The 25584-nt window shown below is 33.7% G+C and carries 21 protein-coding genes and 1 pseudogene; 6 read left to right on the forward strand and 16 right to left on the reverse strand.

Annotation, left to right across the window (positions count from 1 at the left end):
* Positions 1–98: 98 nt before the first annotated feature.
* From ACESSZ_RS01735 to ACESSZ_RS01780, 10 genes and pseudogenes are all read right to left on the reverse strand, one after another.
* Positions 99–3107 carry a restriction endonuclease gene (locus ACESSZ_RS01735; RefSeq protein ID WP_008689396.1) on the reverse strand — a complete coding sequence of 1003 codons (3009 nt, stop codon included), beginning with the start codon at positions 3105–3107 and terminating at the stop codon, positions 99–101.
* A gap of 14 nt (positions 3108–3121) precedes the next feature.
* Complete coding sequence (locus ACESSZ_RS01740; protein ID WP_008689397.1) at positions 3122–5092, reverse strand: site-specific DNA-methyltransferase; 1971 nt, start codon at positions 5090–5092, stop codon at positions 3122–3124.
* 3 nt (positions 5093–5095) lie between these two features.
* On the reverse strand, positions 5096–5377 hold the full coding sequence (locus ACESSZ_RS01745; RefSeq protein ID WP_008689399.1) for a hypothetical protein: 282 nt from the start codon (positions 5375–5377) through the stop codon (positions 5096–5098).
* Entirely contained in the window at positions 5352–7772 is a 2421-nt protein-coding gene (locus tag ACESSZ_RS01750) for a hypothetical protein (protein ID WP_008689402.1), read from the reverse strand. Before ACESSZ_RS01750 ends, ACESSZ_RS01745 begins: the two co-directional genes overlap by 26 nt.
* Entirely contained in the window at positions 7757–7960 is a 204-nt protein-coding gene (locus ACESSZ_RS01755) for a hypothetical protein (RefSeq protein ID WP_412292958.1), read from the reverse strand. The genes ACESSZ_RS01750 and ACESSZ_RS01755 overlap by 16 nt, the downstream gene beginning before the upstream one ends.
* A 370-nt stretch (positions 7961–8330) precedes the next feature.
* Positions 8331–8678 carry a TnpV protein gene (locus ACESSZ_RS01760; protein ID WP_008689408.1) on the reverse strand — a complete coding sequence of 116 codons (348 nt, stop codon included), beginning with the start codon at positions 8676–8678 and terminating at the stop codon, positions 8331–8333.
* A gap of 193 nt (positions 8679–8871) precedes the next feature.
* Complete coding sequence (locus tag ACESSZ_RS01765; RefSeq protein ID WP_008689410.1) at positions 8872–9372, reverse strand: hypothetical protein; 501 nt, start codon at positions 9370–9372, stop codon at positions 8872–8874.
* A gap of 15 nt (positions 9373–9387) precedes the next feature.
* Positions 9388–9810, reverse strand: coding sequence for an AAA family ATPase (locus tag ACESSZ_RS01770; protein ID WP_008689412.1), 423 nt, complete (start codon positions 9808–9810; stop codon positions 9388–9390).
* Positions 9803–10063: a hypothetical protein gene (locus tag ACESSZ_RS01775; RefSeq protein ID WP_008689413.1), complete on the reverse strand. Its 261-nt coding sequence runs from the start codon at positions 10061–10063 to the stop codon at positions 9803–9805. The genes ACESSZ_RS01770 and ACESSZ_RS01775 overlap by 8 nt, the downstream gene beginning before the upstream one ends.
* Positions 10064–10162: 99 nt before the next feature.
* Positions 10163–10354 (reverse strand): annotated as a pseudogene (locus ACESSZ_RS01780) (tyrosine-type recombinase/integrase); the annotation flags it as partial.
* A gap of 103 nt (positions 10355–10457) precedes the next feature.
* Between ACESSZ_RS01780 and ACESSZ_RS01785 the strand changes: the two are divergent.
* From ACESSZ_RS01785 to ACESSZ_RS01795, 3 genes are all read left to right on the forward strand, one after another.
* The gene (locus ACESSZ_RS01785) at positions 10458–11984 is read left to right on the forward strand and encodes a recombinase family protein (RefSeq protein WP_008689415.1); all 1527 of its coding nucleotides are present in this window, start codon (positions 10458–10460) and stop codon (positions 11982–11984) included.
* 136 nt (positions 11985–12120) lie between these two features.
* On the forward strand, positions 12121–12558 hold the full coding sequence (locus tag ACESSZ_RS01790; protein WP_017144594.1) for a DUF6088 family protein: 438 nt from the start codon (positions 12121–12123) through the stop codon (positions 12556–12558).
* A 483-nt stretch (positions 12559–13041) separates the two neighbouring features.
* Positions 13042–14733 carry an ATP-dependent nuclease gene (locus ACESSZ_RS01795; RefSeq protein ID WP_008689419.1) on the forward strand — a complete coding sequence of 564 codons (1692 nt, stop codon included), beginning with the start codon at positions 13042–13044 and terminating at the stop codon, positions 14731–14733.
* A gap of 11 nt (positions 14734–14744) precedes the next feature.
* On the opposite strand, the gene ACESSZ_RS01800 is transcribed toward ACESSZ_RS01795, so the two are convergent.
* Positions 14745–15734: a site-specific integrase gene (locus tag ACESSZ_RS01800; protein ID WP_008689421.1), complete on the reverse strand. Its 990-nt coding sequence runs from the start codon at positions 15732–15734 to the stop codon at positions 14745–14747.
* A gap of 16 nt (positions 15735–15750) precedes the next feature.
* Positions 15751–15936, reverse strand: a complete 186-nt coding sequence (locus ACESSZ_RS01805; protein WP_008689422.1) for a hypothetical protein — start codon at positions 15934–15936, stop codon at positions 15751–15753.
* Between the two features lie 194 nt (positions 15937–16130).
* On the opposite strand from ACESSZ_RS01805, the gene ACESSZ_RS01810 reads away from it, so the two are divergent.
* Entirely contained in the window at positions 16131–16610 is a 480-nt protein-coding gene (locus ACESSZ_RS01810; protein WP_008689423.1) for a helix-turn-helix domain-containing protein, read from the forward strand.
* 104 nt (positions 16611–16714) lie between these two features.
* Here the strand turns inward: ACESSZ_RS01810 and guaA are convergent, their stop codons facing one another.
* Together guaA and ACESSZ_RS01820 are read right to left on the reverse strand one after the other, a co-directional pair.
* Complete coding sequence (gene guaA / locus ACESSZ_RS01815) at positions 16715–18256, reverse strand: glutamine-hydrolyzing GMP synthase (RefSeq protein WP_499842677.1); 1542 nt, start codon at positions 18254–18256, stop codon at positions 16715–16717.
* Between the two features lie 294 nt (positions 18257–18550).
* Positions 18551–19882, reverse strand: a complete 1332-nt coding sequence (locus ACESSZ_RS01820; RefSeq protein WP_499842678.1) for an NCS2 family permease — start codon at positions 19880–19882, stop codon at positions 18551–18553.
* A gap of 235 nt (positions 19883–20117) precedes the next feature.
* On the opposite strand from ACESSZ_RS01820, the gene ACESSZ_RS01825 reads away from it, so the two are divergent.
* On the forward strand, positions 20118–21239 hold the full coding sequence (locus ACESSZ_RS01825; RefSeq protein WP_331866785.1) for a MerR family transcriptional regulator: 1122 nt from the start codon (positions 20118–20120) through the stop codon (positions 21237–21239).
* A 521-nt stretch (positions 21240–21760) separates the two neighbouring features.
* On the opposite strand, the gene ACESSZ_RS01830 is transcribed toward ACESSZ_RS01825, so the two are convergent.
* Positions 21761–22360 (reverse strand): Type 1 glutamine amidotransferase-like domain-containing protein, encoded by a 600-nt coding sequence (locus tag ACESSZ_RS01830; RefSeq protein WP_008689427.1) that lies wholly within the window; start codon positions 22358–22360, stop codon positions 21761–21763.
* Positions 22357–23526 (reverse strand): aminotransferase class I/II-fold pyridoxal phosphate-dependent enzyme, encoded by a 1170-nt coding sequence (locus ACESSZ_RS01835; RefSeq protein WP_008689429.1) that lies wholly within the window; start codon positions 23524–23526, stop codon positions 22357–22359. Before ACESSZ_RS01835 ends, ACESSZ_RS01830 begins: the two co-directional genes overlap by 4 nt.
* 326 nt (positions 23527–23852) lie before the next feature.
* Here ACESSZ_RS01835 and ACESSZ_RS01840 point away from each other — a divergent pair, with 326 nt between their 5' ends.
* Positions 23853–25271 carry a glutamate synthase-related protein gene (locus ACESSZ_RS01840; protein ID WP_331866784.1) on the forward strand — a complete coding sequence of 473 codons (1419 nt, stop codon included), beginning with the start codon at positions 23853–23855 and terminating at the stop codon, positions 25269–25271.
* Positions 25272–25584 lie beyond the last annotated feature (313 nt).

Consider the following 25584-nt stretch of genomic DNA (forward strand, 5'->3'; position numbering starts at 1 on the left):
TCGCTTGGAGTATAGAAATATATTATGAACATTGAAACAATTGATATTATAGAAGTATTAAAATATTTTTCAAAAAACATTTTCAGTATTTCTTTTATTTATCCACAAGAGCTTAATCCTTTCAGTGTTTTAAGTTCTTTTACAACTTCATATTTAATATCTGTATCAATCACTTCAAAATGCTTTCTACCACATAAGATTTTTTTCTTTTCAGATCCTTTAAGATCATTAATGTTCTCAGTACCCTTAGTTTCAGCCACAAAGTAAAGCTTCTCTCCTGTTCCAGTATTTAATACAATTGCCCAATCTGGATTATATGCCCCAATAGGTGTATCAATTTTAAATGTACTAGGTAATTTTGCATATAACAATACCTCATCATCATTCTCTGCTTCGATTGCAAAGTCTTTTTCTACAATTGAATCATAAATAACATGATCATAAATATTTTTATTTGAATTGACGTCTAATACATTACTATCTGAATATCCATATAATTCTTCATCATTAAAAATGAAATCTTGTTCATAATATTCATCATTTTTTTGATATTTGATTCCATCAGTTAGATTTTCCTTCTTAACCATTAATAAGATTTTAGATACTTGTTTAATAAACTGTTCTGGATTAGTATAGAATTCTGATAATCGCCCAGATTCTGCAATAATTTCAATAATGGTTTTTCTTAATAGTTGAGTAGCATCTTGTAAACGACGAATAAAATCAGGGTAAGAAGGCTTTTCAAATTCATAAACTGCACCTAGCTCTCTAACTTGGTGTCCTATATCTTTAACCCCTTGTTTATTAATTTCAACTTTTGTTAATTGACTATCAACTCTATCAGGTTTGATATGTGGCATATTTTGAATTTGTTCAATTGCTTGTTTTTTTAATTTCTCAATATCCATATTTACAGTATAAACTGTTTTTTGTTTAATTTTATTCCATAAAGTTTCAAATTCCGGAGATAGTCGAACTTCCTTATTAATTTTAACTGGTACTTTTCTAGCCACATCCTTAATTTCAATTTCTTTTGTAAGATTATCAATACGTTTTATCACTTTAGCTGTATAACTCTCAAATTTATCCGGTAGACTAAAAGTTCCTTCATGCTTTTCAGTATGATATTTAACGTTGATTTTACCTTTACTTGTCATGTATTCATTTTTTACAAGATAGTTAAAAATTTGTTGAGAATCTTCTTGTGTTAATTCATAAGTAGTTCCATCAATCTGTTTCATGCAAATTCCAGTAAAACTAATTGGTTCAATTATACCGAATTTAAAGTTATCAGATTCTAATTCTTTTTGTAGTGTAGAAGCAAATTCTTTATAAGATTCATTAGCGACAACACTTAAAACATTATACTTATTTTCTAATACACGTTCGCCATTTTGATTTACACAAATACGAAGACCACGGCCAACTTTTTGTCGCTTAGTCATAGTATCCTTGGTTTCTATTAAAGTACACACCTGGAAAACATTTGGATTATCCCAACCTTCTTTTAATGCTGAATGCGAGAATATAAAGCGAATAGGTTCATCAAAGCTTAGCAATTGCTCCTTATTTTTCATAATCAATTGATATGTTGTCTCATCATCTTTACTTACACCAGCTCCTATTGAATTTTTGATACGACCTTTTACATCTTTAGAAAAATATCCATCATGCACTTTATCAGCTTCTAATGAAATCTTATCAGCATAGTTTTCTCTTAATTTACGATATTTTGGAAGTTGAATTAATCGATTATATTCTTCTTCAAACCAGATAGCATAATCTCCTTTTTCATCTTTTCTATCGTAGTTACGATATTTAGCAACTTCATCAATAAAAAACAAACTTAAAACCTTAATTCCTTTTTTTATGTAGTGTAATTCTTTATTTAAATGTAGTTCTATTGTTTGACGAATTTGCGCACGCTTGATTACATTATCATCAACATCACCAATTGTTTCACCAATGTTTAAATATTCTCCATTTGAGAAAGATACTGATTCTTCACCCTTGAAACAATCTATATTATCAATAATATATCCACAATCCTTATAGTAATCAACTTCATTAGAAGTTTCCCATAAATCATCCTTTGTTTTCGCTGTAACTGCCTTTTTATCAATCACTCCCGTTTTCTTATTGTTTACATAAATTTCTATGCGGCAAGAATACGTTCCACCTTTATCACTAACACTCAATAATTTTACATAAGGTTTTGCGCTGACTTCATTACTTGTAATAGAAGCCACCTCAATATGTTTAACTAAATTTTCTTGATAAGCATCTACAGGAGTTAAACGATACATTAAGTTATACAACTCCTTATGTGTTGCAGAATAACGTAAAGTACATAATGGGTTTAATGAAGAAATTGCATCTTTTGATTTCTTTGTTCCATCTACTGATTGTGGTTCATCAATAATTACAATGGGATTTGTGCTTGCAATTAGATCAATAGGTTTATTCCCACTTAAACGATCACTTTCACGATGGATTAAATTTGCTTTATTCTCTTTTTCAGTATCAACAAAGCTTTTTCTAAATGCATCAATATTGATAATCATAATTTCAATATTTGTACTTGTCGCAAATTCACGAATACGTTCTAAATGACTAGAATCATAAACAAAATAGTTATAAACAACATTATCATATTTTTCTTTGAAATGTTCTTCTGTAGCTTTTAAAGAAGAGTAGACACCTTCTTTAATCGCAATACTAGGAACAACTATAATGAACTTGGTAAAATCATATTTCTTATTTAATTCTAGGATAGTTTTAGTATAAACATAAGTTTTACCAGTTCCGGTTTCCATTTCTATAGTAAAATTTTTATTTTCTAATGATTTTGTTCTTTGAATATCATTTTCTTCTTGAATATGCTGTACATTTTCAAGCATAGTAAAATCATCAATACTTACTTTATTTGCATGACCGGTAAAATAACTAACTCCTTCTCCAGTATACCCAGAATCCTTATTAAAGCCTTTATCGTTTGATACATCTATTGTAAATAATGAATTCTTTATTTCACAGCCTTCAAAGATATTAACAATAGAATTTACTGCATCAGTTTGATACTGTTGATTAACAAATTTTAACTTCATTTATCAACACCACCTTAAATACACTTAATATCTTCAACGCCAGCTTTTTCCAAATTATATTCAGCATTGATTTTATCATTATCGTTTTTAAATCCAGTTTCTTTGAAAACTACTGTTCTAGGTGATAATTCAGCAATAGCTTTAACATCATCTAATGTAATTTCATCTTCTAAACAAACAATCATATAACGTTTACCAACACGATACATTGTTTTTCCATTTATTTCTACTTCACCAGCACGCATATCAAAAATACCATACTTCAACATGATTTCATAAAGAATATCTTCTTTAGTCCTACCTTCTTTAAATACATCATTATAAAGATATAATTGTTTTTCATCTATTTCAATCTCATTATCCCAAGGTTGAATATTTGTAGAATCTAATTTAAATACTTTAAATCCAATATCAGTAGTGAACTTTTCATCACTAGACAATAATGTATCTTGTGGATGCACTTTTTCCCAATCTGCTTTAATTTGTTCACCAGCACGACGAATACGTTCTTTACCAATTTCACAGATATTTTTATATCCTGCTTTATATGCTTCAGACTTTTCATCACATAACTCTGGCAATTGAACCATAATGAATTTTCGATTACCATTATCTTTTTGATTAATTCTAATTACCGCATCTGCTAAAGATGAAGATCCTGAGAAAAAATCAAGAACAATAAAATCTTTACTATCAAACAAAGTTATTAAAAGTTCTAAAAAAGCGATGCTTTTAGAAGCTTCAAAAGGATAGTTATCCAGTTTAAACAATTGCTTTAAATATGTATTTGCATTAGTAGTTCTAAGTTCCATACTATAATCTTTCTTTATACCACATACAATAGCTTCATATTTTCTATTAACCAACTGGCTTTTTATCCTAATAGTATCTGAATAATTCTTTTCATAAATCTTGTCACTACCAAATTGAAGAGCGTCTTCCTGAAATAATTCGCTAAATTTTTTATCTGTATATGTATTTTCAATTAAAACACCTTTTCTACTAGAAAAATATCTTACATAGCCATGATCAAGCAATTCTTTTTGACAATTGTCTATATTTTCTTTTTTTATAACAATATCATGCTTTGCCGAATTATAATATACTACATAGTTTTTATCAGAGTTTACATTTTCTACAATATTATTAAAACTATTTTCTCCTACTAAAACTCTTTTTCCGCTATTATGAACATATCTACCATTTTCATCTAGTATCATGTCAGAAGCTTTTTTTGGAACATTTTCTACAAAATAAGAATATCTTATATTTTTTGCGTAGCATAGACAATATTCTGAACTAACAGATATAAACTTTGAATTTTTTCTTCCTTTAGGGTTATTTTCAACCGATAAGCATCCTATAAAATTAGTGTCTCCAAATATCTCATTACATATCTTTTTTAGATTTTCTTGTTCGTTATCATCAATACTAAGAAAAATAACACCATCATCAGTTAATAAATTCTTTGCTAGTAGAAGTCTAGGATACATCATATTTAACCAAACTGTATGATAACGTCCATTTGTTTCAGGATTAGATTTCATACTTTGTTTAGTTTGTTCTTTATAATTTTGTAAACTATTTTTGAAATCATCTTTATATACAAAATCATTTCCTGTATTATAGGGTGGATCAATGTAAATCATTTTGATTTTTCCATAGTAAGTTTTTTGCAGTTGTTTTAATACTTCAAGGTTATCACCTTCGATATAAAGATTTTCGGTAGTATCCCAATCTTTTGATGTATATTTATCTGGACGAAGTGTAACTGATGAAGGAGTTTGTGCTAATTTAATAGCAGCACTTTTGCCTTTCCAAGTAAATTGATATTTTTCTTTGCTATCATCTACTTCATCACCTAAGACTGTTCTCAATACATCAAAATCAATCTTTCCTTCAGTAACAGCATTTGGGAATAGTTCTTTTAATTTTTCAATGTTTAACTTTGTTAAATCTAAACTTTCACTATTTATTTTTTCCATCGTTTATTCTCCTTGTGTTTCCGCATTAAAACAATTATGGTTTACTTCTGTATCAATTTTATTAAACAACGCACATAATTGATTAAAGATGATTATATCTTTTCGATCTGATAATGTAGTTTTTAATATGTATTCGTTTTCCTCTGTTATATTTTCGTAAAATACATTATAGAGATCTTCACCGTTCACTACTTTATTAACTATGTTGATATTTCTATTAACATCGTCTTTCATACTTAAAATATAATCATCATTTTTTTTAGTTAATACTAACTGTTTTTTCATATCTTTTCCACCTTTTCTTTATTGAATCAATTCCTCCGTCTAGATTCTTTGCTACTGTATCCAATATATCAGTATTGTCATCTTTATTTACATATTCCAAAGCTCCATGTTTTATACATAGCTTTTCCTCAGAATCTTTTGTTAGACAAATTACATTATCTACATCAAGATTAACAACAAACTGAGGATTATGGGTAATCATGATTATTTGTCTATTATTAGACATTGTCTTAAAATTATTAAGAACATTTGATTTTATTCCACTTTGAGATATATCATCCTCAGGTTGATCAACTATATATACTCCTTCTTTTTGATCTGTGGATAATATATCAAAATATATTGATGAATTCATACCACTCGATAGTTTACTGTAGACATCTTTACCATTAATTGTTATTGATGGAATTGATTTTAAATCATCTTCAATAATAAGCCCTATCTTTTCTTTTAATACATCTAAAGCAGAACCATTAGCATCTCCAAAATTCAAAATAATATTCTTTAATTCATCCTTAGTTATAGTAGAGGTATCTATTTTTGCTTTGTTTTTTAACACCCTCTCTAATACCCCTTGTAAATATTTGTTATTAATTGCTACACAGTTTTTAAATTTTTTGATAAACATATATTCTCCAAAATTTAATTTTTCTGGTTCTAATATTTCTTCTGGTACATCAAACTTAAAACTTTTGATTTCTTTTTTTAGTTTAACTAGCTCTGTAATAACATTAGCAATATTATTTGAATCTACAACATCAAATTGGTTTTTTGTAAATTCTAAGTTGGTTTTCCATCCTTTGACTTCATCATTAAATTTTTTTATTCCGTTATCGATGTTTACCTTTATTGTGTAAATAAACTCTTCTTCTTTCATTAATTTCTCATATTTTGATTCAAATTCTAGCAGTTGTTTTCTAAAGCTATCAATAATAATTTTTTCTTCATTTTCTAAAATCAAATGATAATCTGCATCAATTTTAGCTATAATACCTTTATAATAATTCATTAGTTTCTTAGTTCTTTTTATCATTTCTTGATTGGGTCTAATGATTCTAGCAGTTAAATTTTTTGAAACAACTTCTTCATCTATCATTTTCAAAGAATTTAGTGTCTTATAAATCTCATCATAAGCAAATTTGAATTCTATACAGGAATATAGTTTTTCAAATTCTGAATTAATTTTCATTTTATATGGACCTGCATCAATATCAGCAGGAAATTTATTTTCTAAAAAGTCACTATTATCTTGATTATCTTTTGCAAATTTGTCTCTAATAGATCCTTGATAATCAAAAGTATGGATATTATTTATATCTATTTTTGTATTAATGCCTATATTATTTTTTTCTAGATACTTTTCATAACCTTCTTGGATTTTTGTTTTATTATCCATTAATAAATTTTTATAATTAGTCATTTTATGTAATAATAAAGATTTTCCAATAGAATTATCACCAATAATTACATTTATTCCTGGAGATAAAGGGATATTATAGTTTTGACCATTTAGTGACATTGATATATTATCTATCATTTTTTGACGATTTCCAAAAATATTATTAGTAGTAGAAATCCTTCTAGTATCACTAAATGCCATAGCTAGTCCCCTAAAGCATGGTAAACATTTTAAGTAAGTAAATTCAAAACCTATTTCATCATCTTCTTTTGGATCATGCTTAGGATAAAATTCCCAATTATGGCAATCAGATCCAGTAATAAATCTTATCTGATCATAATTTTTATTTTTTTGTAATGCATAATTGTTGTTAAACAATCCATTTTTCATACTTTTGAATTCAAATGATTCAAAATATTCACAACCAATTAACTCATTAAATTTAACAGCACCTAATGATGAAACATCATTCTTACTTTTGCTAGCTGACCCGCTACTAATACTTTGCTTTTGGTGCGCAATCATAACAACATTTAAATCAATATCTCTTAATATACTGATAAATTTTTCTTCACTAAAGAATTTTTCATTTTCTACATCGTATTGTACTTTATTATCTTTAAATGGTATATGATCTTGAATATGTTGTACTTTTTCTTCATTATTGTCATCATCAAAAATACAAATTATATGAACTGGCTTCATACTGTTATCATCTGCTTTAAATCCTACAGAAAATTCTACACCAGGAAATACTTTTTCTAATTCTCCAGCTTTTGATTCGTAAGATTTTAACTTTTCATATAATTCATATGAAAAATAATCATGATCTGTAATAGCACACATATTAATATGATTGTGTTCAAGTTTATTTAATAAAATACTCAAATTTTCTTTTGTACCCTTCTCTACTAACGAGAATTCATCTTTGAACTTAGAAAAATATGAATGGATATGAAAATCAATTTTCATTGGTTTAGTTACAATCTTTTCCACTTTTTGACCTCCCTTTGGAAACTAATAATGTAATAAATCTGCTTATATCTTAAGTCATAACTTAATTCTTCATTAGCATTAGGGTTAATGTCTTGAGATACTTGAGTAATTGATGAAAACAATTTCTTAATTGCCACTAATAACATTAAAACACCAATAAGAACTAACAATAAATCTTTATTATCCATATTAAAATCTCCTAATTAATTTTCAGGAAGAAAATCTATCATCTATTAAGCATTATAATGACCTACATATTTTGATTAACACCTTCATAGGCACATATTCGTTTTCTAGATATTTTAGCCATATTATTTGCACTAATTCCTATCTTTTTTGCAAACTCCATTTTTTAATCCTTTACCAATCAGTAATTCAAAAAACTTGTCCTAACAATATCCACAACTCATACCCCCATCTTTCCATATTCTTATATATTATAACGCTAATTAAATGTGAATAGTAGAGATTTTATTGCTAAATGATAATGTTTTTGTTTTCTAAAACTAATTTAATTGCTTTTTTCGTCAATCTAAAGAAAAAAGAGCTCATTTGCTCTTAATTGTAAATATACTCTTCATAAATAATTTCATTAATACAGGCATCGATATTATTCATCTCCTGTATCCATAACATTTGATTTTCTTTTTTTAATTCTTCTGTAATATTTCTTTGCCTTTTCATATCAACCAACAGCTTATCATATAATGCATTTGCTTGATGATTAATCATTTCAACATATTCATACAAACCACCACTTGTAAGCAAATTTGTATAAAGTATTTTTTGATATTTCTTCATATACTGCAACTTCATTCTGCCATATTTTGATAAATTTATTTTCTTTTCCTTTACCGTTAAGTTTGGCAAATAATATTCGCCTACTTTTTCAAATTCTATTTTCATGCTTACTCCTCCATTATCTTTATTTTTTAACAGGGTATTAGGGATTGCCCTAAATGTTGGATTGGCTATCCAAATTCAGTGCTTGCTATCATAAAGGACATAACAATTGATGACGGTATGACGATAATAATAACTACATACCCTATGTGTCATTTATCGTCATATCGTCATTACTTATTTCATCATTTCCCACTTAAACTAATTTAATTAGTCGTTCTTTTGATGTTCTTGGTGGATATTCTACATAAATAAAATTACGCTTTAATAATTCAATATTGCTTTTAATTTTTCTTGATAAAACATTTCCAGTAGAATTAAGTTTTACGTTCGCATTTAATTCGCTGTGTGACCCAATAAATGATTTTTTAGAAACAACATATGAAATTACCTTCATCAAATCTTCATCAAGCTCAACTTCACATACTTTTTCATTGCTAATCTTTAAACACATATCCTCTGTATGTTTAACATTAATTCTTTGAAATGGTATATCTTTACCTTTTACACAAAGTTGCTTTTCATTTATATCATCACTTGGTTGTAAAAGCACCATCATATCATCAGCCCCTGCAGTTCTACCTCTTGTACCATAATAATTATCGAAAGGATGATTATAGTCGATTTTCTTTTTAATGTGTGTAATAAGCAATATGCATAAGTTATTTTCAATTGCTAATTTATGAAAATTTGCCATCTCATCATATTCACTTTAATAATTATTTACCTCGACTCGGCTTATTTTTGCTAATGTATCAATAACAACTAATTTAAGATTATTATGTTTGTTGATTTTAGCAATTTCTTCAGTCAAATTCATAGATAATCCATCACTTGAAAATATGAAATGCATATGTTTACTTGGCTCAAAACAAATCTTTTTGAGTCGGTATTGGAAACTACCTTTTAAATCTTCTAAAGCTATATAAAGCACCTCACCTTTACTAACATTAAAATTCAGCAATGGCTTATTATGAACAATAGCGTCTGATATTTGCAAAGCGAAAAATGTTTTTCCTGTTTTTTCAGGAGCCCCAAACAATACTACACCGATTGGTAATAAATCATCTATAACCATATCTTGCTTCTCATTTATCATTGTATGAAGTTCTTCACCATTCATATATTCATTCATATTCACTGCTTTCCGAGATAGTTTCAATCTGATCTGAGTTAACATCTTCATTACGACAAATAATTAACAATTCATTTAGTAAAGCTCTGTACTCTTGTAAAAGTAATTCAATCCCTTCATTACTCTCAATACTTGCTAATTGATTAGACAATCTGGCTAATTCTAAGCTCAATCGATTACTTTGGTATTGACCAGCCACAATTTTTATAGACTGCTGCATAAAGGTTCTTATAAAATACTCACCTTTTGGCAATCCTAAAACTTTTATTCTAGCTTCTAATTTGTTGTCTTTCTATTGGAGTAACTCGAAAATTTACTATTTCACTTCTTTTTCTATCTTTATTTAAACAGCTCATCTCGAATCCTCCGCATATATTTTATCAAGTTTATCAGCTAACTGTTGTTGCTTATTAGGATAAAGATGTCCATAGGTATTTAATGTTGTTTCTACTTTTTCGTGTCCTAAACGACTTACCACTTCTAAAATAGGTATCCCCATTTCAATCAACAATGATGCATGACTATGACTAAGCTCGTGGAAGCGACAAATGAACATTTCCTCGTGGAAGCGGAAAATGAGATATAGTACGATATTGCCAGTGGCTACGGTTTCTACCGTAGCCTTTTCTATTGAAAGGAGTATTTTCATGGCAAGAAAAAGCAGGAAACATAAATATAAAGAAGAACTAAAATCTCCTTTCCCTGTTGCTGTAGGATATATTCGACTTTCAGTTGCGAATAAAGAAAAAGCCAGTTCGATAGAAAACCAGAAATTTATCATTGAATGCTGGGGCGAACAGCAACAAATTCCTATATCACATTACTATATTGATAATGGTTTTAGCGGTAAATTTTCTGATCGTCCGGCGTTTCAAGAAATGATTCAAGACATCCTTTCAGGCGATATCAATTGTGTCGTTGTAAAAGACCTTTCTCGTTTAGGACGAAACTATATCTCAACTGGTTATTATATTGAAGTCTTTTTTCCGTCCAATGGGATCCGTTTTGTATCCGTAAACGACCAGTTTGACACCATTGACGGCATTATCAATCAAGAACATACTTGCAGTTCTAGGATTCGAGTGCCCATAACAAATGCTTTTAATGAACAAGTATCTATTGAAATTAAAAAGAAAATGGAGGCTACTTTAGATATGAAAGCACAACACGGTATATTTATTGGACCAAGAGCCCCTTTCGGTTATCAAAAAGCTGAAGACAACCATGATCAACTTATACCTGACCCAAAGGCGGCTATTATTATCCGAAAAATTTTTGAATTAGCAGCGAACGGCATTGGCATGACCGCCATAGTTCGCTACTTAAATGAAAAAGAAATCCCAACACCAATTCAATATGCCAGATTAAACGGTTTATCCGGAAATTATGATAATGGTAACGGGAACTGGAATAGTAGGTCAGTCAAATATATCCTGACCAATCGAACTTATACAGGTATGCTTGTACAAGGGAAAGAAAAACGAGTTGTATCGGCAACACACGAAGCTCTGGTAGATACGAATACTTTTGATGCTATTCAAAAATCATTCCAGGAAAAAGCATTTAATATCGCCAAGCACGGTCAATCAACGGAGAACATTTTAAAGGGCAAAGTCATTTGTGGCTGCTGCGGAGGAAAAATGCAGCGTAAACGCGGCACCAATCATGCAGATTGGTATTTTTTCACCTGTATTACCAAAAACCGTTTAGGTGCAGACAAATGTACCGGTATGTATGTACGGGAGGAAGATGTTTTGCGTGCTATCTACTACCAATTAAAATTGTGTGTAAAGGAGCATTTCATTTCAGATTCACAGTACAAGCAAGAAATAATGCGTCTTAATAACGAGATTGACCACTCCGAGAGTCAATATCAAGAAATTTTCAGAAATGCTGTTCACCATTACGAGATGTTTGTTGACGGAAAAATCAGCAAAGATGAATTTCGAGCAGTCCAAGATGTAGCAAACGAAAAGAAAGCAATCAGGGATAATATCATCACAAGTAAGATGGCTTATGAAAAACAATACCAGGTGTTCCGCAAATTATTGAAGGCGAGTTACAAAGAAATTGCTCTCGACGAGATTATGGACTGTATTGATAAAATCACCATATGTCCAAACAAAAATATTACCGTCAAATGGGCGATTGAATTCCAAACTATTGTTAAGTAGCACTGCACTCCGCCTTACTGAATTTCCATATTTGCGTATTATTATACTAAAATATGGACTTAAATAGACATAGAGACATTGAAAAGATGTCACGAATTATATATAATATTCGTGACATCTTGCAGGAGGTGGTTTTTTGGATCGTGGATATATGAAACAAATACGTGAACGAATTCTGTCTGCAGAAGACGGAACTATTTTTGCCACTTCCGATTTCGCAGATATTGCTGATTCAGCGACTGTGAGACAAAATTTGAACCGTCTTGTACAGGCAGGAATATTGCAACGCGTTCTTAGAGGAATTTTTGTAAAGCCGGAATTTTGCAGCATTCTTAATGAGTTTGCAGAAGTAAATCCAGATGCTGTAGCAAAAGCTTTAGCTCGCACTTATCATTGGACAATTACACCATATGGAAACGCTGCGTTATACCTATCAGGCTTATCTAACCAAAAACCATCAATTTGGTCCTATATGAGTAATGGGCCATATAGAACATATAAATGGAATTCAATTAGGATTGAGTTCAAGCACAGAACAAATAAGGAATTTATCGGTTTGTCTTATCCAATATAAAAAATTCTCTCTTTCAGCAGCTATAAATACATATAAGGGTAGTTTATCTCTAGCTTACAGCATAACGAAGAAATGATGCAACCTAAAGCAAAATTGGATACACAAGTTGAATTTAGACGCGCAACCGTAGAAAATTCGGGCATCTACTATGAGCATTATGTCTTGGGAGAGATTAGTCTCGACGAGTTTAAACTCAACCATCAGAAGCTTCGACAGGGCGCTGAGGATCAAGAGCGATAGAGATTGAAATTGAAGAATATGAACAGACATACAACCGATTTTCCAGACTATGTAAGGTTCGAGATAAAGAACTTCCTTTTTTCAATAATTATGAGTGAAATTAGTACTGTTGTGGTAGATTACGAAAAAGGGATTGTGGTAAAATGAATATATAATATAGTATACATGGATATAATACAAAAAAGTTATTTCTATAGGCTATGCTATTAAAAATTTAATGCTATTTAGAAGGTGAGAAAAACTATGATAACAGAAAAAACAGGTGGATATATTTCAAGGCTTGAATTTAACACCGGTGAATCACTTGATGTTAAAAAAAACGATATTGTCGTGTTTGTTGGTCCTAATAACGCAGGAAAAAGTCAATCACTAAAAGATATTTATACTTTATCATCAAGAAAATTATCAACTATTGTTGTCTCTGATATTGAGATTACTAAAAGTGAAGAATCACTTCTACCTCTACTACAGAGTATTTCAAATGGATCTGATCAAGGATCATACACGAATTATTCTGTTCTTGGGCATGGTATCAGTTATTGGAAAGAATCCTCCGATAACTCATTTTTGAAAGATTCATATTATGGAGATTTTCGTGACTTATTTGTGGCAAATTTAGATACAGCAGCACGTCTGGGAATTTGCAATCCGCCCAATAATATTAACAGAAATGCTTCCAAACAACACCCCATCCACTATGCTGCATTTGACGGAAAATATCGAAAATGGTTATCTGATAATTTCAAAAAAGCTTTTGGAATAGAAGTGACTCCAAATACTCAATACGGTGCCACAATCCCTTTATGCATTGGCGCACCAGTAAAATTGAATGAACAATATGAAGATGAACAACAGAGATTAGAAGCATATGCGACGATTCTCGATACTTATAAACAAGTTCAAAATCAAGGTGATGGGATAAAGAGCTTTACCGGTATATTACTTTATTTAATGCTGGATTATTATCGAACCTATTTGATTGATGAGCCTGAATCGTTTCTCCATCCACCGCAAGCTCGAATTATGGGACAAATTATCGGGCAGACATTGACAAATGATCAACAGGCATTTATTTCTACACACAGCGAAGAAATTATAAAGGGATTGCTGGAAGCTTGTCCTCAACGCATAAAAATTGTTAGAATTACTCGAAAAGAAGACACAAACGCTTTTTCTATTCTAAGTAACGAAAAATTTGATGAGGTTTGGAACGATCCGTTACTTAAGTACTCAAACATTATGTCGAGTTTATTCCATAAAGTTGTTGTGTTATGTGAAAGTGATTCGGATTGTAAGATGTATTCTATTGTAGAGAACTTTATTAAGCGGACTGAAGGAAAGTATTCTGAAGTTCTTTTTATACACTGTGGTGGTAAACATCGCATGGCAAAAATTTCAACTTCGATGCGTGCATTAAATATTGATATTCGATTGATTCCAGACATTGATATTTTAAATGATGAAACAATATTTAAGAATATTGTAGAAGCATATGGTATTGATTGGACGAGTCTCCAAAGTGATTATAATATTATCGTTTCAAACCTACATAGTCCAAAGGAAAAGATTAACAGAAATGATGCTAAAACAACAATCAATAGAATATTGGACGCCTCTGAAAATCGAGAATTATCTAATCGTGAAATAAAAGAGATTCGATCAGTCATTAGTACAATTTCAAAATGGGATGCTTTGAAATCCTCTGGAATTTCAGCTATTCCAGCAGGTGATGCGACTGTCTCATTTAGGAAATTGGAGCAAATTCTACGGGCAAATGGAATATACATTGTCCCAGTTGGCGAACTAGAAGGGTTTGTGAAGGAGGTTGGTGGTCATGGCCCCGATTGGGTTAACAAAGTTCTTGAAAAATACCCCGATTTAAATGCAGAGGTGTATGCACAGGTAAGGCAATTCATTTCAGCAATGAATCTATAAAATTAGGAATCTCAAGCTTTCCAAATGCTGCTGGCTTGGGATTTCCTCTTGTAAGAATTATTTTTTGTCGTGTGCTTGGCATACGGGTGTCTTAATCCATGGATACGAATTCTTTTAACTCCTGTTTCCTTACAACCTCGATCCATTTCATGATGTAAATATGATTTAGAAATCGGAAATAATCTTGAGTCGTCCTTACACCCATAAAATCGTGCTATATAATCTTTCATTTCTTCTACAAGAAAATCAGGCATTAATACGATACGATTACTCTTATCTGTTTTAGGTGATGTAATTAGATCCTCACCTTTGATTCTTTGATAAGATTTTGAAATCGTCATTGTTTTTTTATTAAAATCAAAATCATTTGGTGTTAATGCCAATAATTCACCTAACCGTAAACCACACCAATACAGGATTTCAAATGCATGATAAGAAACGTCCTTATCTTTCATCGCTTCTGAAAACTTCAAATATTCTTCTTTTGTCCAAAACTCAACTTCCTTGCTTTTCTCTTTGCCCATGTTACCAGCAACCCTTGCCGGATTATTTGGTAGATTATAGAGCTTAACAGCATAGTTGAAAATGGCACTTAGCTGATTATGAAGTGTTTTTAAATAGCAAGGCGAGAATGCTTCTCCTTTATCATTACGATACATCAACATTTCATTTTGCCAATCTTTAATATCTGATGGCAGGATTTCATTTATTTTCTTTTCTCCTAAATAAGGCAGAATTTTCATTTTAATGATATATTCCTTCGTATTCAACGTATTAAGTTTGACACGATGAGAACAATCTTTTAAATAAATGTCTACAAAATCTTTGAATGACATATCTAAGTTTCTAGATTCCTTTAATAGGAATGTACGCTCATACTCTTGTGCTTCTTTTTTTGATTTAAATCCTCTTTTCAGTTTTCTAGTATGTTCACCTTTCCAATTTAAATATCTGATAGATACATACCAAGTGCCTTTTTTCTCATCTTTGTATACTGGCATAATCATAAACTCCTTCCTATTCTGTTATTCCATAAAAACGTTCTTCAAAATACTGCTTACTAATTCTTCCACGAATTGTGAAATAGCCTTTTGCCTCTAATTCACTATTTAGCTGTTTAATCAGCTTATAAGCGTACTGTTCAGACATGCCCGTAACTCGAGCAATATCTTCAGCACTCATGAATAAGTTGTCTTTTTCCATCTTTCACACCTCCTATTTTTATGTATATAGGAAGTAATCACTAAGCATATTTGTTTAACATCAGCAACCACAGTATACTAAACATTTTTGTTTAAGTCAATATTATATTAAACTTTTTTGTTTAGTTTTTAATTTACACATTATATTTGCTTTGCTATAATGTATTAGAAAAAGGATTTGAAAGGAGCAAGCTCATGCCAATAGGTACTAGAATTAAACGTATAAGAACACTTCGTGGTATCACGCAAAAAGAACTAGGAGTAAGATTAGGCTATTCCGAAAGGAATGCTGATATTAGAATCGCCCAATATGAATCAGGTAAGCGCACTCCAAAAGAAGATGTCATAAATGGTATTGCTTCTATATTAGAAGTATCTCCTGAGGCTTTGAAGATACCTGACATCGAAAGTTATCATGGCTTTATATTTACTCTTTTTGAGCTGGAAGAACAATTTGGATTAACTATAGATATGACAGAAGGTATGCCAAATCTTCGTCTTGATAAAAACCCTACCAATAACGACCATAACATAAAAGAAATGCTTGATGATTGGTATAAGTACAAATTAAAGTTAGCGAATGGAGAAATTTCCATCGAGGAATATACCAATTGGAAACTAAATTATCCTGAAAAATCTGATCTATTATTAAATAGTAAACCGTCTGAAAAATAGTCAAAAGAATCGTTCAATTTTTATTTATGGTATCAAAATGGTATCAAAACTGCCCATAAACGCAAAAAAATGCCCTGAAAAAGGCATTTTTTTAGTTCTGTACACTATTCGAATTCTATCGTTGCAGGCGGTTTGCTTGTCACATCATACAGCACTCGATTCACATGCTGCACCTCATTTACGATACGTGTCGATATCACATCCAACACCTCAAACGGTATCTTCGCCCAATCCCCCGTCATGCCATCAATGGAAGTCACCGCACGAATCGCCACCGCATAATCGTACGTTCTCTGATCCCCCATGACACCAACTGAACGCATATTTGTCAAAGCCGTAAAGTACTGCCAGATTTCTCTTTGCAGACCCGCTTTGCGAATCTCCTCACGCAAGATGTAATCTGAATCACGCACAATTTGCAGCTTCTCCTCCGTAATCTCACCCAAGATACGAATACCTAAGCCAGGTCCTGGGAATGGCTGTCGCCACACCATCTCATCCGGCAAGCCAAGATCACTACCCAACGCGCGAACCTCATCCTTAAACAACGTATTCAACGGTTCAATCAACTGAAACTGCATATCCTCAGGCAATCCACCAACATTATGATGGCTCTTGATCGTCTGCGCCGTCTTTGTACCAGATTCAATTACATCCGTATACAACGTACCCTGCGCCAGCCACTTGATATCTTCACCAGCACTGATTTTCTTGACCTCTTCATCAAAGGTATACACAAACTCATTACCAATGATCTTACGCTTCTTCTCCGGATCACTTACACCAGCCAGTTTCGATAAGAAACGCTCCTTCGCATCAATCTTCACCAAATGCACATTCATCTCACGGCCAAACGTTTCCATCACGCTCTCCGCTTCACCTTTTCTTAACAATCCATGATCAATAAACATACAAATCAACTGATCACCAATTGCTTTATGTAACAAAGCTGCCACAACAGAAGAATCCACGCCGCCGCTTAGTCCCAGCAATACCTTGTCTTTGCCAACCGTCTTACGAATCTGTTCCACCTGCATATCAATAAAGTTATGCATGGACCAGTTACTTTCCGCATGACATACCTCAAATACAAAGTTGCGCAAAATGTCATTGCCATATTCTGTATGGCGCACTTCCGGATGAAACTGCAGCGTATAAATCTGCTTTTCCTGATTGCTTGTAGCTGCATACGTACACGTTTCACTATACGCATCACGCACAAAGCCATCTGCCATCTGATCTACCTGATCACCATGACTCATCCATACAATCTGTTTCTTTGGAAGATTCTTAAACAATAAAGAATCATTCTCTATCGTAATTTCCGTTCTTCCATATTCCTTGGCTTCACATGCCTTCACACTTCCACCATTCATATGATGTGTCATCTGCATGCCATAACAGATTCCCAATACCGGAATACCTGCTTCAAAAATGGCAGGATCACACGTAAATGCATCTTTGTCATAAACACTGTTAGGTCCACCACTGAAGATGATACCTTTGACATCACCTAAAGCCTTGATTTCATCCAGCGTCATCGTATGTGGGTGCAGTTCAGAGTAAACTCCAAACTCACGGATACGACGTGCAATCAGCTGGTTATACTGACTTCCAAAGTCCAGTACGATAATCTTATCAGCCATAACATCCTCCTTGAATTAAGAAACCGATACTGTTACCTGTAGTACCGGTTTTTTACGTTTACTATAATAGCATTAATCGCCTAATTTTAAAATATTTTTCCTAAAATTTTCTAAGTTTTCACTTTTCTTCCTTAATGATCAAAGATATGTTGTTGATGAAGGGGGCTCTGCCTCTTATCAGCATGTACCTTATACATCCTATTTCATAATCATCATTATCAACACCTATTTATAAGGAAGATAAACTTTTTATACTATATATAAAACGACTTCATTAATAAGATAACTACATCACTACATTAAATAAGGTAAAGCAAAGTATAAAACGAAGATACAAATCAATCCCCAAACGGTTGGATGCACTTCTTTTGCTTTTCCATTTGCTAGCATTGCAACAGCATAAGCGATAAAGCCAAAGGCGATTCCATTGGAGATGGAATAAGTTAAGATCATAGCAATGACCGTCACAAAGCCAGCAGTGGCAAATACCATATCATCCCAATCAATCCCTTTTAACTGCTGTGCCATCATAATACCGACTACAACTAAAGCCGGTGCAGTGACCGCATTGGTAACAGCGGATAAGATAATAGGTGCAAACAGAATAGAGATGAAGAATAAAACCCCGGTTGTACAAGAAGTTAATCCGGTTCTTCCGCCAACTTCTACACCAGATGTTGATTCCACAAAAGAAGTAACCGTAGAAGTTCCTAAAACAGCACCTGCTACTGTACCTACAGCATCTGCCAATAAAGCCTGTTCTGCATGTTCTAATTCCCCATCCTCATTGATTAATCCTACGCGATTACCAACAGCTACTAACGTACCGGCAGTATCAAAGAAATCGACAAACAGGAAGGAAAACAGTGCGATGAATGCCTGGAATGGATCGGCAAATAATTCACCAAAGCCGGAAGCAAAAGCGCCAAAGCCATCCAGCTTCAGATTGGTTTCTAATATGCTAGATGGTAAAGCTGGCATACCTTCTATACCACAAGCACCACAGATGATACCAACAATTGCCGTGATGACCATACCAACAAAAACAGCTGCCGGCACTTTCTTTACTACAAAGGCAATTGTAAGCAAGATACCAAAGATTGCTAATAAGACAGAAGGTGTGGAGAAGTTTCCTAAAGTCACAAAGGTAGCTTCACTACCGGCAATAATACCGGCATTTTTTAAACCAACAAAAGCAATAAAGAAACCGATTCCCGCACCGATAGCCAGTTGTAACTGTTTTGGAATGGCATTAATGATGGCTTTACGGATACCGGTAACAGAAATTACCACAAAGATAACACCGGAAACAAAAACGGCTGCCAAAGCTGCCTGCCAGCTCATGCCCATCTGTCCGCAAATCGTATAAGCAAACAATGCATTGACACCCATACCGGCTGCTAAGGATACCGGATAGTTAGCCAATAATCCCATTAAGATTGACGCAAAACCGGCAGAAATGGCAGTTGCCAAGAAGACACTGGATACATCCATGCCGGCATCCTTTAATACTAATGGATTCACGCCTAGGATATAGGCCATAGCCAGAAACGTTGTCAAACCTGCGATAACCTCAGTTTTCACATTGGTATGTTTCTCTTTTAATTTAAATACTTTTTCAAACATAAGTTCCTCTCTCTTTCTTTTGTTCATTGTAAAAGTTATGAAAACATCTTTTACTTGCAATCATTACTTCAAGAACTTCTCTATTATATAAAAATTATAATCACATGACAAGTTTTCCTCCTTTTGTAAGCTTACCTTCCATTAATTTCCAGCATATTTATAAATTTTTGCTGATTTATAATTGACATTCCAGTTTATGGAACGTTTATAATAACACTAGAAAGAGGTGGAACTTATGTTGATTCGTGAAGTAGAAGAGCGTTGTGGCATTAGTAAGAAAAACATTCGTTTTTATGAACAGCAAGGTTTGCTGCAGCCTAAACGTAATGCATCCAATTACCGCGAATATGAGGAAGCAGATCTTATTGTGTTAAAGAAAATAATCTTACTTCGTAAATTAGATTTTTCACTAGAAGAAATTCATCAGATCTTACAAGATGAAACAGCGTTTGCCCCATTGTTAGAGCAACGCAAAGCTTCCCTTATAGAAGCTGGGGAACAGGTAGTTACTATGAAGAAAATCTGTATGCAATTGGAAACCATAATTACTGGGGGAAACACGCTCACAGAAGAGCTTTGCGATGACTTTTTGACCCAAATAGCGACAAAAACACAATCCACAGCTACCTTTTATGACTTGGCTCAAGATGCACAGCCTTTTCCTAAGATAGATCCGGTAGTGGCAAGAAGAGAAGCGTATGTCCGCAAATCGCTACAGCATAGCGCTAAAAAATCGCAACAATATATGAAGGATTGGAATTCTCTTGGAAAAGGCATGATCCTGCTTCCTCTTCTTCTGCTTTGTTTTCTAGGCTATCGCTATATTGACCATAAACAGCATATAAAAAATCCGATTGCTGCAAAAATCAGTTTTACGATTGCCGATGCGACATTTGATGATCATGATACAGTTCAAAAATATTTAGATGCTGACTTCCACATTGAGGATGAACAGGGTAAAAAGATATCACCAACCACTTCATATGCATCGTTAAAGAAAAATGACATGGAGAAGCGTTTATATCTAAAGAAAGGCAATAGCTATCTTGTAATTACTTATGACTCTGAAAAGGATACTTCTTTAAAGGACATGGTACCTAACAGTTTTACCTTCTATCCGGATTCTCATGTAAACCGGCTTCCCGATGGTGCTCAATTAACCTTTACTATTGAACAATTTCAGCTTTTTTATCAATCCTATCAAAATGCAGGCGGCATGTTTTCAAAAGTAGAGCCCTTAAAACCATACTGTGAAACTTCAACAACTTGTTTTGTTGAAACAAGCAAGTATCGCATTGAAACCCATTATGAACAGGAAAAGATGCAGTTTCTTCGCTACGTGATGGCATCTTCCTGATGAATTTGACATGTTGTCACGATCCTTGTTAAAACTTTTCCTTTACAGTAGTTATGCATTGTTTATTCATTCTTATACTTTATAGTATTTATGCATTACATATTTTTTCTTATACTTTATAGCATTCCTGCATTGCATATTTATTCTTATCCTTTATAATTTTCATGCATTGCATATTTATTCTTATCCTTTATAGTATTCATGCATTACTTATTCATTCTTCTCCTTTATAGTATTCATACATTACTTATTCATCCTTATCCTTTATAGTATTCATACATTACTTATTCATCCTTATCCTTTATTACAAAAAAAGACTCCGCTACTTGAATAGTGCCATCTGCATGATACAGGTGTCCATTCATGGTAGGAGCCTTTTCTTATTTTCGTAATAATGAAAAATCAATTCCAATGCTTCTCTCAATGTTTCTTTGCTTATTCCCTTAGCCTGTCTTCACCGATGTTACCTGGTGTTGTTTTCGATCATCATAGGATATAGAAAAACAGAGCGCAATATCTTATCACATATAACGCACGTTATCATCTTCCACACAATAAGCATGCTGATCTTCACAACCATAGGTAGCATACGTTGGATATTGTTCACTGGCTTGTTGAAAACTTTTGCGTTCTTCTTCTTGATAATGCGGACAAAATAAGCCTTTTACCAATTCACAGCCTTTTATAAACCGCAAACCATCCGCACAGGCACTATAGCCATAGGAAAATAATACATTTGCTCCTGCACTGTATCCACAAATGACGATACCTGCTTCATATGCCTGCTGTAATACACTAACTAACTCATGCAGCTGTAAGGCTTCCATCAACATCTGTGTATCGCCGCCACCAAGATAGACAATATCCGCAGCAAGGACTTTTTGGGCAAGTGTTTCTTTATCCAGTTTTGTATGCCATAAACGCAAAGCTTCTACTTCACAACCCAAACTGCGATAATATTGTTTAAATCGTTTGGCATAACCCTGATCATCATGAGAAGCAGCCGGAAGAAAGAGCACTTTAGGATGCGTCTTGTTCACTCGTGCGATTGCGTATAAATCTAAATGGCGAGTTTCCGCTTTTTGAAAACTGCCTCCACCAATTGCCAATAAGGTTTTCATGATGTAAAGAAGCCCGATTTCTGCACTGCCTGCAAAGCTTTTTCGATGACCTCTTCGCTTTGCACAAGCGCAATACGCACAAAACCTTCTCCATATGTTCCAAAAGCACTGCCCGGTGTTACCAAAACACCCGTCTTTTGGAGCAAGGCAATCGCAAATTGTTCACTATTCGCATAGGTCTTTGGTATTGCCGCCCACATAAACATGGTTCCTTTAGGGGAAGCAACTTCCCAGCCAGCTTTATGAAAGCCTTCTACAAGCATATCTCTTCGTTTTTGATATTGTTCCCTTGTTTCTTCGACAACACTTTGATCTTGTGTCAATGCCGTGATAGCTGCCTTTTGGATTGGCAGAAACATCCCATAGTCGATATTACTTTTCAATTTTCTAAGCATGCCGACAATTTCTTTGTTACCGACACAAATACCGATACGAGCACCGGCCATGCCATACGTCTTTGAGAAAGAGTTAAATTCTATACCAATATCCTTTGCCCCTTCATAATATAAAAAGCTTCTTCCTTCTTCCCCATCAAAGACCAGATTACTATAGGCTGTATCATGAAGAACGATAATATCATTCGCCTTCGCAAAACGAATCAGCTCTTCATAAAAAGCATCCGGCGCCGTAGCTCCTGTTGGATTATTCGGATAAGAAATAATCATCATTTTCGCCTTGCGGGCAATATCCTTAGGTATTTCATCAAATTGAATCAGATACTCATGTTCCTCGCGCATGGGCATTTCATAAATTTCTGCTCCGGCAATTTTCGGTCCATTGGCAAAGACAGGATAGCTAGGACTTGGAATCAACACAATATCCCCTTCATCACAAATAGCTAAGGCAATATGAGCCAAGCCTTCCTGTGATCCTTGCAGCGACAGGATTTCCGTATCTGCATCCAATTCTACTTCATAGCGTGTTTGATACCATTTTTTGACTGTTTGACGTAACTCATCAATATCATGCAGTGCATACATGTAGCTTTGCGGTTGTTTGGCGGCATCGATCAAAGCCTGAATGATTTCCTTTGATGGCGCTATATTAGGGCTGCCGATCGTAAAGTCATATACTTCTTTCCCTTGTTTCAGATAACGCTGTTTTTCTTCATCTAATGTGGAAAACACTGATGTTTCTAAGCGCTCCATTCGTTTTGAAAACTGCATGTGATCCCTTCTTTCATTTGCCCTCATTATAGAGGAAAATATGCATAACGGCAATAACTATTTCGCTTATGGAAAAAGAATTACGCATCTTCTGCCATTAAGTTTACGCTTCTGCTTTTTGTATGCAGGATGCATCTATCACCCAAAGTTTCAACACATCCTTTTCATTGATATCGCTATCTTGCATAGTTAAAAACAACATGGACTATGGAAACGATTTTATTTTCTGCAAGAGAAAATAGATATAGAGGATATCATTTGCGCTTTCATAAGTTAAAGAGTACAATAAGCATATAAAGTAAGCGTTTACAGAAAGGAAATATACTATGAGTAAATATATTTGTGAGATTTGCGGCTATGTCTATGATGAAGCAAAAGAAGGAACTCCTTGGAGCAAGCTTCCCGCTGATTGGGCATGCCCCTTATGTACAGCACCCTACGGCTGTTTTAAGAAAGTAGAGGATGATGCAGCAAATGATGAAGATAAAGTGACTGGTGATGAAGGTGGCTCGCTCGCTATTCAAGAACATGCCAGAACACGTGATGATTTAGAAAGCAACATGGAACTGATTCATGAAATGGCACAAGGAAAAGGCAGTCGCATTGAGGCCATGCGGACAAGAAAATACGTGGTAGGTTTTGATGATATCTTGCTGCTAGGTGGACAATTGGCTCATCCTCCTCTGCCTGATAAAGCTGAAGTCAGCACAACGACCATCCTAGGTAAAAATGCAAAGAAACCTATGGTTTTAGAACATGCTGTCTTAGTTTCTCATATGAGCTTTGGGGCTTTATCAAAAGAAGCCAAAACAGCCTTAGCTATGGGAAGTGCTGCTGTACAAACGGCACAATGTTCAGGAGAAGGCGGCATTCTTCCGCAAGAACGTGACCATGCGTATAAATATATCTTTGAATATGTGCCTAATAAATACAGTGTAACGGATGAAAACCTAAAGGCTGCGGATGCGATTGAAATTAAGATCGGGCAAGGCAGCAAGCCGGGTATGGGTGGCCATTTGCCTAAAGAAAAGGTAACAGAAGAAATCGCTACAATTCGCCAAAAACCATTAGGACACGATATTATCTCTCCTTCTCGTTTTGAAGAAATTACCTCAAAGCAAGCTCTCAAAGCATTAGTAGATGAGTTACGCAGCCGTAGTGAAGGCAGACCGATTGGCATTAAGATTGCCGCTGGACGTATTGAAGATGATTTGTCTTGGATTCAGTATGCGGCGCCAGATTTTATTACGATTGATGGAAGAGGTGGAGCAACCGGTGCATCTCCTAAGTATTTAAAAGACAATGCTACCGTACCTACCGTCTATGCCCTGGCAAGAGCAAGAGCCTATATGGATGCGCATGACATGCCACAGGAATTGATCATGACCGGAGGCTTTCGTACATCCGGAGAAATGATGAAGGCTTTAGCGATGGGAGCCGATGCCATAGCAATTGCCAGTGCAGCGATGATGGCGATTGGCTGCCAACAATATCGTATCTGTCATAACGGTAAGTGTCCGATGGGTATTGCCACGCAAGATCCCGCATTGCGCAAACGTTTTGATATAGAAAAAGGCGCAAAGCGCTTAGCTTGTTATCTGGATACATTGAAAGAAGAATTAAAATCCTTTGCCCGTGTCAGTGGTCATGATAATATTCACGATGTAACCCTAGCTGATCTTTGTACAACCAGTGAAGAGATTGCACGCTATACCGGCATTGCCCATTGCGGTTTTCATGAATAACCATTGACATCAGCATAAGAATTGCCTCACTGTGAGATTCAAAAAAAATGATAGACATCCTTTTAAGGTCCTTCTTCATCATCCGCAAACCATGATGAAGCAAGAACCTTTTTTTCGTACCCTATCATCTTTTTCTTCACATTACATTATCTTGCTTTTATATCTCATATCGATGATCCATAAAACATAGTGCCCATTTGCTCTATTCACCACATTAACCATCTTATGTTCATACATATCCTAGTCAACTTTTAAAGTTTCTTTACTAAGGCATTCATGCTTTGTTTACAAGCAATGAAAGGCAGCTTCATCC

Source organism: Eubacterium sp. 3_1_31 (assembly GCF_964249515.1).
Lineage (GTDB): Bacteria > Bacillota_I > Bacilli_A > Erysipelotrichales > Erysipelotrichaceae > Longicatena > Longicatena caecimuris.